Genomic DNA, 13093 nt, shown 5'->3' with positions numbered 1-13093 from the left:
TCCCCTTGCCCGACCGCCCTCGCGCCGCCCGCAGTCGCACCAGGCGGATCAGCGGCCTCGGCGCACCGGCACCGCGCCGCATTCTAGGGACGCGAGTGACTTCTGAGACAGCTGTCGCCGATAACCGGGCAAACCGCACCGTCTCAAGTGGCGGAAGACACCACCCATGAGCCGTTACCGGGTCGTAAGCTCACGGACATGCAGGTGATCCAGTCGACCAAGCTCGCCAACGTCTGTTACGAGATCCGGGGCCCGGTTCTCGAGGAGGCGATGCGTCTGGAGGCGGCCGGACACCGCATCCTGAAGCTCAACACGGGCAATCCGGCCGCGTTCGGCTTCGAGTGCCCGCCGGAGATCCTCGAGGACATCCTGCGCAACGTCTCCGGCGCGCACGGCTACGGCGACGCCAAGGGCCTGCTGGCCGCCCGGCGCGCGGTCGTCATGCACAACCAGACCATCGGCATCGAGACGGACGTCGAGCACGTCTACATCGGCAACGGCGTCTCCGAGCTGATCGTGATGGCGATGCAGGGCCTGCTGGACGACGGCGACGAGGTGCTCGTACCGGCGCCGGACTACCCCCTGTGGACGGCGGCCGTCTCCCTGTCCGGCGGCACGGCCGTGCACTACCGGTGCGACGAGCAGTCCGACTGGATGCCCGACCTCGCCGACATCGAGCGCAAGGTCACCGACCGCACCAAGGCGATCGTCATCATCAACCCGAACAACCCCACGGGCGCGGTGTACGACGAGGCGGTGCTCAAGGGCCTGACCGACATCGCCCGCCGGCACAACCTGCTGGTCTGCTCGGACGAGATCTACGACAAGATCCTCTACGACGGCGCCACGCACACCCCGACCGCGAAGGTCGCCCCCGACCTGCTGACCCTCACCTTCAACGGCATGTCCAAGGCCTACCGGGTGGCCGGCTACCGCGTCGGCTGGATGTCGATCTCCGGCCCGCGCGCCCACGCCGACTCCTACATCGAGGGCCTGACGATCCTGGCCAACATGCGCCTGTGCGCGAACATGCCGGGCCAGCACGGGGTCGTGGCCGCGCTCAGCGGCCGGCAGACGATCAACGACCTGGTGCTGCCGGGCGGCCGGCTGAAGGAGCAGATGGACGTGGCCTACGAGCTGCTGACCCAGATCCCGGGCGTCAGCTGTGTCAGGCCCAAGGGCGCGCTGTATCTCTTCCCGCGCCTGGACCCGCAGGTCTTCAAGATCAAGGACGACCGGCGGATGGTGCTGGACCTGCTGCGCCAGGAGAAGATCATGGTCGTCCAGGGCACCGGGTTCAACTGGCCCGAGCCGGACCACTTCCGGGTGGTGACCCTGCCCAGCGCCGGCGATCTCCGGGACGCGGTGACCCGGATCGGGACCTTCCTGGACGGGTACGGCCAGTCCTAGGGCCGGCCACTGGAGCCCCCCGGGTTCTGCCGACGGTAGCCGGAGGGCCCCGGTCCGTGACCCGACTCAACTTTAGACGAAATCCAAGCTAGGATGGCTTCCTGTCAGCGCACAGGAGGCCATCCCCATGTACGAACCGATCCGCACCAAGTCGGTCCACAGCACGATGGCCGGCGACCCTTCCGACTTCCCCCACCGCTCGCGCGAGGAGGAGCTGGACATCCAGCTCGCCGGGCACCTCGCCGCCCTGCTCGCCGTCACCGACGAACTGCGCGCCCTGACCCCCTCCGCCGATCTGGAGACGGCCGCCGAGCGGCTCGCCGGCCAGGTGGCCCGGCTGCGCGGAGGGCGGGCGCCGCTGCGCGCCCAGCCGTCCGCCGCCGGTGAGCCGATGGGCCTGCACCGGCGGGCGCACGCCCTCGCGGGCCGTGCGCTGGTGGTCGCCGCCTCCCGCGCCGACACGGCGGCGGCGATCCTGTCGGCCGAGCGGATGGACGCGCACGCCGCCGCCCAGGCCGGGCCGAGGGAACTCAGCTCGGCCCACTGACCCCGCCCGGGGTCCCCGGAACGGCCCCGGTCCGCGCGCACCACGCAGCGACGCGCGGACCGGGTGCCACACATCGGCCGTCCTCAGCGCCGGACGTCCACCGTCGCCGACGCCGTCGCGCCCTCGTGCAGGGCGTCGCCCGCCCAGGCGACCGTGTAGGTCGTGTCGCGGCGGGTGCGCGGCAGGTCGTCGATGGTGAAGGTGCCGTCGGCGGCGACGGTGACCGACGACAGGGTGCCGGTGCCGAGCCGGTCCGTGCGCTTCACGGTGAGCGTGGCCCGCTCGGGCAGCGCCTTGCCCTGGGCGGCGAACGTGCCGGTGATGTGCACGCCCCCGCTCGTCGTGGCCTCCTCAGGCGCGGTGAGCGCGATCGAGCTGGACGCCTTGCCGACCGTGACGGTGTGGGTGACGTCGGTGGCCGGGCGGTGGGTCAGGTCGCCGAGGAAGGACACGGTGTACGCGGCCTCGCCGACCAGGTCGGGCTCGTCGAGGACGGTGAAGGTGCCGTCGTCCTTGACGGTCGCGGTGCCGAGCTGATGCGTGCCGTCGGCGTCCCGGCGTACGGCGGTCACCTTCAGCGGCCCGGCGGGCGCGGGCCCGTCCCACTGGAGCCGGCCGCGCACCGCCAGCGGCTCGCCGGCCACCGCCCCGGAGGGGCTGTGGGTGAGGCCGCCGGTGAAGCCGGTGTCGTACTGGACGGCCGGGGGCTGGATGACGTGCAGCCAGAACTGGCTGCCGGCCGCGTTGGTGGTCACCGTGAACAACCGGGAGCCGTCGGCCGACCACTCCATGCCGCGCGGGGCGACCCGGTCCCCGTCGAGGCTGCCCTCGAAGACGAACTCCAGCGGGGCCGTCGCGTCGGTGGGGTCCGCGGGCTGGAGGAGCAGGTCGGGCGTGGCGCCGGTGGCCGCGGCGCCGCGCGCCAGGTACTTGCCGTCACCGCTGAAGGCCACCGAACTGGCGGTGGCGCCGGCCGGGAGCGCCGGGTAGGAGCCGGCCGCGTCGGAGAGGTCGTCGGTGTTGAGCAGCCGGGTGCCGTAGGCCGCGTCGGCGAGGGCGACCTTGCTCCCGTCGGCGGAGAACGCCATGTCCTTCAGATCGAGCGCTCCGTTGCCCGCGCCGTCGGCGAAGCGGCGCGCGGCGTTGCGGACGAGGGAGTCGCCGCTGGTGTCGTAGACCGTGAGGAAGGGGTCGGCCGCCTTCGTGTTGCGAGGCTGGCCCATCAGCATCCGGTTGCCCGGACCCGCCTCGAGCTGGAGCTTGCCGTAGTCGTTCCAGCCGGTGCGGGTGTGTACGCCGTTGACCATGCCGTCCAGGTAGGTCTGGGCGGTGGAGCACTCGCCGACGTACTGGGAGTACGGCGTGGTGAAGTACAACTGCCCGCTGGAGAAGGCCAGGTCGCGGCCGCAGGTGTCGGTGTAGGTAGTGGCCAGGAGGGCCGGCGCGAGGGTGGTGGTGTCGTAGGTCTGGATCTGCTCGCGCAGGCCGGCGTAGAGCTTGGAGCCGTCGGCACTGAGGGCAAGACCGGAGACATGGGCCGGCGTCTGGAGGGTGGCGACCCGCTCGCCCTGGAAGTCGTAGACGGCGATGGTGCCCTTGTTGAGGTAGTAACCCGTGTTGCTGTCGGCGACGAACACGCGCTGGTGGACGGAGTCGACGGCGATCGCCGAGTACGAGGAGATCGGCAGTTTGACCACGGCGTCCGAGGCCGCCGCGTAGGCGGCGGGCGCGCCGGCGACGGTCAGTCCGGTCCCGGCGAGAGCGGCGGTCAGCAGCGTGACCGCGAGCCGTCTGGATCGGTGTGCAGTATTCAACTGGGCCCCCCACAGGCTTGGTTGGGCGCTCCACCGGTGCCGGTGGGACGCCTGTAGATGCCATGAAACCGGTGTGAAGATCCGGTAGCAAGGGGGCGCGCGACGGGCCCCGCACACCTTTGTGCGGGGCCCGTCGGGGTTGTCACCACGGCCGGCCGTGACGATCGCTGGTCAGGGCATCCGGACCGGCCGTGGAGTCATGGGGTGCGGGTCTCAGCCCAGGCGATGCACCAGCGCGCGGTACTGGTCCCACAGTTCCTTCGGGGTGTGGTCGCCGAAGGTGTTGAGGTGCTCGGGGACCAGGGCGGCCTCCTCGCGCCAGACCTCCTTGTCGACCGTGAGCAGGAAGTCCAGGTCGGCGTCGGACAGGTCGAGGCCCTTGGTGTCCAGCGCCTCCTTGGTCGGCAGGATGCCGATCGGGGTCTCGACGCCCTCGGCCCTGCCGTCCAGCCGGTCCACGATCCACTTCAGGACGCGGCTGTTCTCGCCGAAGCCCGGCCAGACGAACTTGCCCTCGTCGTTCTTGCGGAACCAGTTGACGTAGTAGATCTTCGGCAGCTTGGACTGGTCCTTGTCCTTGGCCACGTCGACCCAGTGACCCATGTAGTCACCCATGTTGTAGCCGCAGAACGGCAGCATGGCGAACGGGTCGCGGCGCAGCTCGCCGACCTTGCCCTCGGCGGCGGCGGTCTTCTCGGAGGCCACGTTGGCGCCCAGGAAGACACCGTGGTTCCAGTCGAAGGACTCCGTCACCAGCGGCACCGCACTGGCCCGGCGGCCGCCGAAGAGGATAGCCGAGATCGGCACGCCCCTGGGGTCCTCCCACTCCGGCGCGATGATCGGGCACTGCGCGGCCGGGGTGGTGAAACGGGCGTTGGGGTGGGCGGCGGGCGTACCGGACCCGGGGGTCCAGGAGTTGCCCTTCCAGTCGGTGAGGTGCCCCGGGGTCTCCTCCGTCATCCCCTCCCACCACACGTCGTTGTCGTCCGTCAGCGCCACGTTGGTGAAGACCGAGTTGCCCCACAGCGTCTTCATCGCGTTGGCGTTGGTGTGCTCGCCGGTGCCGGGGGCGACGCCGAAGAAGCCGGCCTCGGGGTTGATCGCGTACAGCCGGCCGTCCTCGCCGAAGCGCATCCAGGCGATGTCGTCGCCGATGGTCTCCACGGTCCAGCCGGAGACCGTCGGCTCCAGCATGGCGAGGTTGGTCTTGCCGCAGGCGCTCGGGAAGGCGGCGGCGACGTACTTGGACTCACCCTGCGGCGGGGTGAGCTTGAGGATCAGCATGTGCTCGGCCAGCCAGCCCTCGTCGCGGGCCATGACGGAGGCGATGCGCAGCGCGTAGCACTTCTTGCCGAGCAGGGCGTTGCCGCCGTAGCCGGAGCCGTAGGACCAGATCTCGCGGTCCTCGGGGAAGTGGGAGATGTACTTGGTGGAGTTGCACGGCCAGGGGACGTCCTCCTGGCCCTGCTCCAGCGGGGCGCCGACGGTGTGCACGGCCTTGACGAAGAAGCCGCTCTCGCCGAGCTCGTCGAGGACCGGCTGTCCCATGCGGGTCATGGTGCGCATGGAGACCGCGACGTAGGCGGAGTCGGTGATCTCGACGCCGATCGCGGAGAGCGGGGAGCCCAGCGGGCCCATGCAGAACGGGACGACGTACATCGTCCGGCCCTTCATCGAGCCGCGGAAGACTCCGCCCTGGCCACCGGAGCCCTGGAAGATCTCCCGCATCTCGGACGGGGCCTTCCAGTGGTTGGTCGGGCCGGCGTCCTCCTCCTTGGCGGAGCAGATGAAGGTCCGGTCCTCGACGCGCGCGACGTCGGTGGGGTCGGAGGCCGCGTAGTAGGAGTTGGGGCGCTTGATCGGGTCGAGCTTGCGGAAGGTGCCCCTCTGGACGAGCTCCTCGCACAGCCGCTCGTACTCGGCCTCGGATCCGTCACACCAGACCACACTGTCCGGCTGCGTCAGTTCGACGATCTCGTTCACCCACGAGATCAGTTCCTGGTGGTTGGTGGGGACGCCGGTGGGAGCCGCGATGTCGCGCGCCACGATTGCTCCTAAATGAGGGATTTTTGTCTTGTCGCCCCGTGGGGGCCTCGACCCGGACGCTTCGTAGCCGCTCATCCGGTGCCGACCGCACTCATTTGATCATCCGATTCTAGTGCCCATCTGTCCAGAGGGCATCACAGGTGAGCAACGTGAGGAACGCCACGGTTACCGCGATTCTTTGCGTGCACATGAAGTTCGGCAGAAGGACCTTTTGCGTTGGGGTCCTCATGGGGGTGCCCTGACACGCGACTTACGGGACCGTAGGTACGATGCCCCGCATGACTGCGCCCGTCCCCGACGCGCCCCATGACACGCCGGCCGCCGGCCGCGGTCCCGTGGCGCTCTCCCTGCCACACCCGGTCAAGCCCAGGCTGCGCGGCTGGCTGCACCTCGGAATGTTCCCGGCCGTGCTCGTCGCGGGCCTCGCGCTCACCGCCCTCGCCGACTCCGGCAGAGGCCGGCTCGCCTGCGGCATCTACGCCCTGACGGCATGCCTGCTCTTCGGCGTCAGCGCGCTCTACCACCGGGGCAACTGGAGCCCGCGGATGGACGGCGTCCTGCGCCGCCTGGACCACGCCAACATCTTCCTGATCATCGCGGGCACCTACACACCGCTGACCATGCTGCTCCTGCCGGGCGCCAAGGGCCGGTGGCTGCTGTGGGGCATCTGGGCCGCGGCCGCAGCGGGCATCGTCTTCCGCGTCTTCTGGGTCGGCGCCCCGCGCTGGCTCTACACGCCCTGCTACATCGCCATGGGCTGGGCGGCCGTCTTCTTCCTGCCCGACTTCATGCACAGCGGTGGCGTCGCCGTCCTGGTGCTGGTCATCGTCGGCGGCCTGCTGTACAGCGCCGGGGGCGTGGTCTACGGCATCAAGCGGCCGAACCCCTCACCGCGCTGGTTCGGCTTCCACGAGGTCTTCCACTCCTTCACCCTCGCCGCCTTCGTCGTCCACTACGTCGGCATCTCCCTGGTGGCGTACCAGCACGCGTAAGCGCCCGCGCGCACCCCATGGCCACGGCTCGTCAGCCGTGGCCATCTCCGTATGCCCGGATGTACCTACTGACTGACAGCCTAATTCGATAGTCACTGTCATTTCACTGCTACTACTGTCACCGGCATGGCCGTCCCCGGCGACGACACCCATGCGGGTCCTCGCCTTCGCCGGTCGGCCACCCTGCCACCCCGCGCGCGGCCCCTCGCGTGCCGCTCCGGAGATGGTCTCCCCCGGGCCGGATGCCGGACAATGACCCGCATGACGGCAGCACCCTCCCCCCTCTCCCCCGCCGACCGCCCCCGGCCGGGCCTGCGTGAACGCAAGAAGATCAAGACCCGCGAGGCGATCCGCTCCGCGACGTACGCGCTGGTGAAGGAGCAGGGGTACGACGCCACGACGATCGAGCAGATCGCCGAGCGGGCCGAGGTGTCGCCGTCGACCGTCTTCCGGTACTTCCCGACCAAGGAGGACATCGTCCTCACGGACGAGTACGACCCGCTGATGGTGCGGGAGTTGCGATCCCGGCCGGCCGGCGAGTCGTGGATGGACTCGCTGCGGTACGTGATGGACAAGGCCATCGACGCGATGACGCGGGAGGACCCCGAGGTGCTGCGGATGCGGGCGCACCTCGGCGTCCAGGTCCCCGCCGTCCGCTCCCGGATGGTGGAGAGCATGTCGGAGACCGGACGGCTGCTGCGCGGCGCCCTCGCCGAGCGGGCCGGTCTCGACCCGGACGGCCTGGAAGTGCGCGTCTACGCGATGTCCCTGGTCGGCGGCATGATGGAGGCCTACATGGCCTGGGCGGAGAACGACTTCGAGGGCGATCTGCGCGACCTCGTGCGGCGCGCCCTGGACGTCCTGGAGCACGGTCTGCCCACCGGAAATCCCTGAGCCCCGGCACCCCGCGGCGTGACATCCTGGCCGGGTGAACGGTCCCGAGATCCACGTCGAGTTCGCCCCCGGCCTGGCCCTGTTCGTCCCGAGCGGACGGCGCCGGGGATCCACCGCCCTCGTCACCGACGGCGTCTCGACCCTCGGCCACGTCGTCGAGTCGGCGGGCGTCCCGCTGACCGAGGTCGGAGCCCTGTGGGTCGACGGCCGTGAGGTGCCGGCCTCGTACGTTCCCGTCGCGGGCGACTCGGTGGAGGTCCGCTCCGTCGTACGCCCCCAGCGGGTCCCCGGCGCCCCGCTCCGCTTCCTCCTCGACGTCCACCTCGGCACCCTCGCCCGCCGGCTGCGCCTGCTCGGCGTGGACACGGCGTACGAGTCGACCGACATCGGCGACCCGGCGCTGGCCGCACGCTCGGCCGCCGAGAAGCGGGTCATGCTCAGCCGGGACCGGGGCCTGCTGCGCCGCCGCGAACTGTGGGCCGGAGCGTACGTCTACAGCACCCGTCCCGAGGACCAGCTCCGCGACGTCCTCGAGCGCTTCGCCCCCGAACTGCGCCCCTGGACCCGCTGCACCGCCTGCAACGGCCTGCTGGCCGAGGCCACCAAGGAGGAGGTCGCCGACCAGCTCGAGCACGGCACCCGGCACACCTACGACGTCTTCGCCCGGTGCGGCGACTGCGGCCGCGCCTACTGGAAGGGCGCGCACCACGACCAGCTCGAGGCCATCGTGGAGCGCGCCCTGGCGGAGTTCAGCGGGCAGGGCTGACGCCGCCCGCCGCTCAGGTGGTGTTCAGCGCCCGGCCCAGCCGCTCCGGATCCGTCGTCGGGGCGTCGCAGGTGAAGTTCCGGCAGACGTAGGCAGCCGGCCGGCCGTCCACGAGCGGACGGTCGGCGAGCAGCGGGAACTCCTCGCCGCCGGGGGGCCCGGCCGCGACCACCGCGCCCGGCGCGGTGCCGAGAAGTGCCGTGCGGTGCAGGGCCGTTGTCGCCTCGTCGGTGAGGGAAGGGCCGACGACCGCCACTTCCCGGGGCCCGTCGAGCAGTGCCTCGGCGACGGCGAGACCCCAGCCGATGAACCGGGGCACCCGCGGGCCCAGCGCCCTCACTACGCCCAGCGCCCGCTCGGCGGCGGTGCGGTGGGCCTCGGAGCCCGTGTGGGCGGCGTAGCTCAGCAGGGCGCCCGCCGCGGCGCTCCACCCGGAGGGGGTGGCGTTGTCGGTGGGGTCCTGCGGCCGGCGGATGAGCTGCTCGGCGTCGGCGGCGGTGTCGTACAGGGCGCCGCCGGTGGGGTCGCCGAAGCGTACCGGCACCTGGTCGAGGAGCAGCCCGGCGAAGTCCAGCCACACGCCCTCCCCGGTCACGGACGCGAGCGCGAGGAAGCCCTCGGCGACGTCGGCGTAGTCCTCCAGCACCCCGGCGTTGGGCCCCACCCGGCCGTCCCGGCTGGTCCGGGCGAGGTGGGCGTGCTCGTCCAGGTGCACCCGGACCAGGAGATCGGCGGCCGCGACGGCGGCCCGGACGAGGTCGGGCCGGTGGAAGTAGGCGCCGGTCTCGGCGAGCGCGGCGATCGCGAGCCCGTTCCAGGCGGCGACGACCTTGTCGTCCCGGCCGGGGGCGGGCCGCAGCGCCCGCCGTGCCAGCAGGCGCTCCTTGACGGACGCCACCTGCTCCGCGTCGAAGACGCCCTCGGTCCGCGGCAGTTGCAGCACCGACCGGCCCTGTTCAAAGGTGCCCTCCTCCGTCACCCCGAAGTACCGGGCGGCGAGTTCGGCTTCCCCGCCGAGGGCCTCGCTCAGCTCCTGCGGCGTCCAGACGTAGTAGGCGCCCTCCACATGGCGCCCCGTTCGGTCTTCGCTGTCCGCGTCGAGGGCCGAGGCGAACCCGCCCTCGTCCGTGCGCAGTTCACGGACCATGAAGTCGGCGGTCTCCAGTGCGACCCGCCGGGCGAGCTCGGAGCCGGTCGCCCGCCACAGGTGCGCGTACACCCGGCACAGCAGGGCGTTGTCGTACAGCATCTTCTCGAAGTGGGGCACGACCCAGTCGCGGTCGACGGAGTAGCGGGCGAAGCCACCGCCGAGCTGGTCGTAGATCCCTCCCCGGGCCATCCGCTCACAGGTGTCGGACACCATCTGCAGGGCGCCCTCGGCGCCGGTGCGCGCGTGGTGCCGCAGCAGGAACTCCAGCACCATCGACGGCGGGAACTTCGGCGCCCCGCCGAATCCGCCGCGCTGCGGGTCGTACTCCCGGGTGAGCGCGAGCAGCGCCTGGGCGAGTTCCTGCTCTCCGGGCGGCTCGGTGGCCTGGTGGCCCAGCTCCCGCTGGGAGAGGTCCCGCACGATCTTCCGCGCGACCTCGCCCACCTCGCTCCGCCGGTCGGCCCAGGCCTGCTGGACGCCCTGCAGCACCTGCCGGAAGGAGGGCATGCCGTGCCGGGGCTCGGGCGGGAAGTAGGTGCCGAAGTAGAAGGGTTCGGCGTCCGGGGTGAGGAAAACGGTCATGGGCCAGCCGCCCTGACCGGTGGCCGCCTGGACGGCTTCCATATATACGGCGTCGACGTCGGGGCGTTCCTCGCGGTCGACCTTGATGCTGACGTAGTGCTCGTTGAGGTAGTCGGCCGTGGCCTGGTCCTCGAACGATTCACCGGCCATGACATGGCACCAGTGATCAGCAGGCTAAGTGGCACGACGAGTAGCCCACCGAAAGAAGGATGGGAACGTCGCGCCTCTTGGCTTCTTGCATCGCCTCCTCTCCCCATGGCCACCAATCCACTGGATTGCCGGCGTGCTGGAGGAGATACGGCGACTGGGAGTGAGCCAGTCGATTCATACCAGCATCGTCGCACGACCGGGGCCGCTCGGCCCAGCACGCGGGGCCGGGATCCCGGGGTGATTTTCCGCCGCACCGGGCGGGCGATCAGAGGCGTGCCGAAAAAGGGAAACTCGAATTAGGCCCGGGCGTCCGGGCCGGCGAATTCGTACGTGAAGGCAGATGTAATGCGGACCGCACATGTCCGCATTTCCCGTATGGTCGCGCCGGCCACCCCCGTGTCGCCTGCTTACAGATCCAGTGACTTGATCTTGCATGGTGAGACGGCAACTGTCAACCAAATCAAGCCGGATGCGGTCGCGACGTCCGGCCGAGTCACACCGCGACGAATCAGACATACGCCCGCCAAATACGGCAACATTCATGGTTGACAGGGGGTCACTTTGGACTACGCTCAGGCGAGTTCGTGGTCGTCTCAATGTCCGAGACCGCATTAGAGATTCTTCCGACGGTGTTCCGCCTCGACGGGAATGCCCTTGATGCTTCGACGCTCTGATGCTATTGCACCGTTTTCCTTGGGGGTAGCTATTTCTACGCGCGTTATTGGCTTCAATCTGAGCCATGACAGCAGTGTGTGCTTGGTGGAAGACGGTGTGATTCGCTTCGCGCTGGCCCTCGAGCGCACCACCCGCGTCAAGCGCGGCACCGTCCCGTTGCACGCCTACGCGGCGGCCATGTCCGACCTGACCAACGAGATCCTCTCCGTCGCGGGTCTCACCGCCGGCGAGATCGACGGCTGGATAGCGACCTCGACCGAGTCCCGCGACCAGCGGGACGAGGCCAAGCTGCTCAGCGTGCTTGGGCTGGTCGCTCCGCAGGAACGCTGCCTCGCCCTGCCGCACCCCGGCCACCACCTGGCCCACGCGGCCGCCGCCTTCTACTCGTCGGGCTTCGACGAGGCCGCGGCCCTGGTCATGGACTCCTACGGTTCCCGGATCGCCGGCGGCGGCCGCGAGCGGGAGACGGCGTTCACCTTCCGCACCGGCCAGACGCCCGAGATCCTGCTGCGCGTCGTACGGGACGCCGACCGCATCGCCGGCTACCGCCGCGACGGCGATATCTGGACCCCCGCGGCGCTGTCCGGCGTCGGTGAGATCTACCGCGTGGTCACGCTCGCGCTGGGCTTCCGCGAGGCCGGCACCACGTACGACGACGCGGGCAAGACCATGGGCCTCGCCTCGTACGGCAAGCGGCTCAGCGACGACAACATGTTCTACGAGCTCGCGCCCGACGGCGGACTGCGCTTCGACCGGGCCGCCGAGTCCCTCGTCGAACTCGGCGTCGCCGTCCGCGAGGGCGACGAGCTCCGGCTGGTCCCGCGCCCGCCCCGGGCGCCCTACGAGCAGTTCCACTTCGACCTCGCGGCCCAGCTCCAGGCGGAGTTCGAGGAGGCCGTGCTGCACGTGACCCGGCACGTGCTGGCGATCGGCGGCACCCGCTCGCTGGTGACGTGCGGCGGCTCGTTCCTGAACTCGAGCCTGAACACCCGCATCATGCGCGAGACCGACGTCGAGCGGATGTTCGTCTTCCCGGCGGCGACCGACGACGGCAACGCGGCCGGCGCGGCGCTCTACGCGTACCACAACCTGATGGGGCTGCCCGCCCAGGCCACCCCGCCGATGCGGCACGTCTACCTCGGCCCGCCGCGGGTGACCGGCACCGACATCCAGGCCGTGGCGGACCGCTGGGGACTCGAGACCCGTACGCACGAGGGCACCGAGGCGATCGCCTCCGCCGCGGCCGACGCGATCGCCCGGGGCGACATCATCGGCTGGTTCCAGGACCGGGCCGAGTTCGGGCCGCGTTCGCTCGGCGCCCGGTCGATCCTGTGCCACCCGGGCATGCCCGGGATGAAGGACCGGCTGAACGCCCGGGTCAAGTTCCGCGAGGGCTTCCGCCCCTTCGCCGGCTCCGTGCTCACCGAGCGCGCCGGCAAATGGTTCGACATGCCCGCCGCCGAGAGCCCGTTCATGCTCATGGTGTGCCCGGTCCTCGAGGCGCAGCGGGAGCTCGTGAGCGAGGTCGTGCACATCGACGGCACCTGCCGCGTGCAGACCGTCGCCGAGGACAACCCGGGAGCGTTCCGCGCGCTGATCGAGGCGTTCGAGGACCGGACCGGCCTGCCGATGGTCCTCAACACCTCGTTCAACCTGCGGGGCATGCCGATCGTGGAGCACCCCGACGAGGCGATGGACTGCCTGTACGGATCGCGGCTCGACCGGCTGTTCATCGGCGGTCTCGAGGTCACCGCGCCGGACCTCACCGCCCTGCGCCCCGAACGGCTCCAGGCGGCGGGCTCCCGCGGCTCCGTCGGGCTGCCTGCCACCGGTGAGCAGCGCGCGGCGGTGACGGTGAGGCCCGAGTGGGAGGGCGTCCTCGGTCTCGCGGACGGCACCCGTTCCATGCGGCGGATCGCGGACGAACTGGGCGCGGACGTCGAGGAACTGGTCGACCTGGCCCTCGACATGCGACGGCACGGGCTGCTGCGCTGGGCCGGGCTCCCGCAGGCGAGCCGCCCGGTGTTCCCGCTGCCGCAGTACTCGCCGGACACCTCCGGGGGGTGA

At 70.7% G+C, this 13093-nt stretch carries 10 protein-coding genes; 6 read left to right on the top strand and 4 right to left on the bottom strand.

The window, feature by feature from the left end; genetic code table 11:
- The first annotated feature begins 198 nt into the window (after positions 1-198).
- Positions 199-1410, top strand: coding sequence for a pyridoxal phosphate-dependent aminotransferase (locus ACFVVO_RS02605; protein WP_390051130.1), 1212 nt, complete (start codon positions 199-201; stop codon positions 1408-1410).
- A 127-nt stretch (positions 1411-1537) separates the two neighbouring features.
- The gene (locus tag ACFVVO_RS02600; RefSeq protein ID WP_390051129.1) at positions 1538-1957 is read left to right on the top strand and encodes a hypothetical protein; all 420 of its coding nucleotides are present in this window, start codon (positions 1538-1540) and stop codon (positions 1955-1957) included.
- An 83-nt stretch (positions 1958-2040) separates the two neighbouring features.
- On the opposite strand, the gene ACFVVO_RS02595 is transcribed toward ACFVVO_RS02600, so the two are convergent.
- Both ACFVVO_RS02595 and ACFVVO_RS02590 read right to left on the bottom strand, forming a co-directional pair.
- Entirely contained in the window at positions 2041-3771 is a 1731-nt protein-coding gene (locus ACFVVO_RS02595; RefSeq protein WP_390051128.1) for an Ig-like domain repeat protein, read from the bottom strand.
- A 213-nt stretch (positions 3772-3984) separates the two neighbouring features.
- A complete protein-coding gene (locus tag ACFVVO_RS02590) occupies positions 3985-5817 on the bottom strand; it encodes a phosphoenolpyruvate carboxykinase (GTP) (protein WP_390051127.1) in 1833 nt (610 codons plus the stop codon).
- A 278-nt stretch (positions 5818-6095) separates the two neighbouring features.
- Here ACFVVO_RS02590 and ACFVVO_RS02585 point away from each other — a divergent pair, with 278 nt between their 5' ends.
- The 3 genes from ACFVVO_RS02585 (at position 6096) to ACFVVO_RS02575 (ending at position 8469) form a co-directional block, all read left to right on the top strand.
- Entirely contained in the window at positions 6096-6809 is a 714-nt protein-coding gene (locus tag ACFVVO_RS02585) for a hemolysin III family protein (protein ID WP_390051126.1), read from the top strand.
- Positions 6810-7061: 252 nt separating this feature from the next.
- Positions 7062-7703 carry a TetR/AcrR family transcriptional regulator gene (locus tag ACFVVO_RS02580; protein WP_390051125.1) on the top strand — a complete coding sequence of 214 codons (642 nt, stop codon included), beginning with the start codon at positions 7062-7064 and terminating at the stop codon, positions 7701-7703.
- Positions 7704-7737: 34 nt separating this feature from the next.
- Positions 7738-8469: a Mut7-C RNAse domain-containing protein gene (locus ACFVVO_RS02575; protein WP_390051124.1), complete on the top strand. Its 732-nt coding sequence runs from the start codon at positions 7738-7740 to the stop codon at positions 8467-8469.
- 13 nt (positions 8470-8482) lie between these two features.
- Here the strand turns inward: ACFVVO_RS02575 and ACFVVO_RS02570 are convergent, their stop codons facing one another.
- Together ACFVVO_RS02570 and ACFVVO_RS02565 are read right to left on the bottom strand one after the other, a co-directional pair.
- Entirely contained in the window at positions 8483-10351 is a 1869-nt protein-coding gene (locus tag ACFVVO_RS02570; RefSeq protein ID WP_390051123.1) for a thioredoxin domain-containing protein, read from the bottom strand.
- Positions 10352-10367: 16 nt separating this feature from the next.
- Positions 10368-10529, bottom strand: coding sequence for a DUF255 domain-containing protein (locus ACFVVO_RS02565; protein WP_390051122.1), 162 nt, complete (start codon positions 10527-10529; stop codon positions 10368-10370).
- Positions 10530-11110: 581 nt separating this feature from the next.
- Here ACFVVO_RS02565 and ACFVVO_RS02560 point away from each other — a divergent pair.
- Positions 11111-13093, top strand: coding sequence for a carbamoyltransferase C-terminal domain-containing protein (locus ACFVVO_RS02560; protein ID WP_390051121.1), 1983 nt, complete (start codon positions 11111-11113; stop codon positions 13091-13093).

Origin of the sequence: Streptomyces sp. NPDC058145 (assembly GCF_042884245.1) — a bacterium.
In the GTDB taxonomy this organism is placed as follows: Bacteria; Actinomycetota; Actinomycetes; order Streptomycetales; family Streptomycetaceae; genus Streptomyces.
This window is presented reverse-complemented; position numbering and strand designations above follow the sequence as displayed.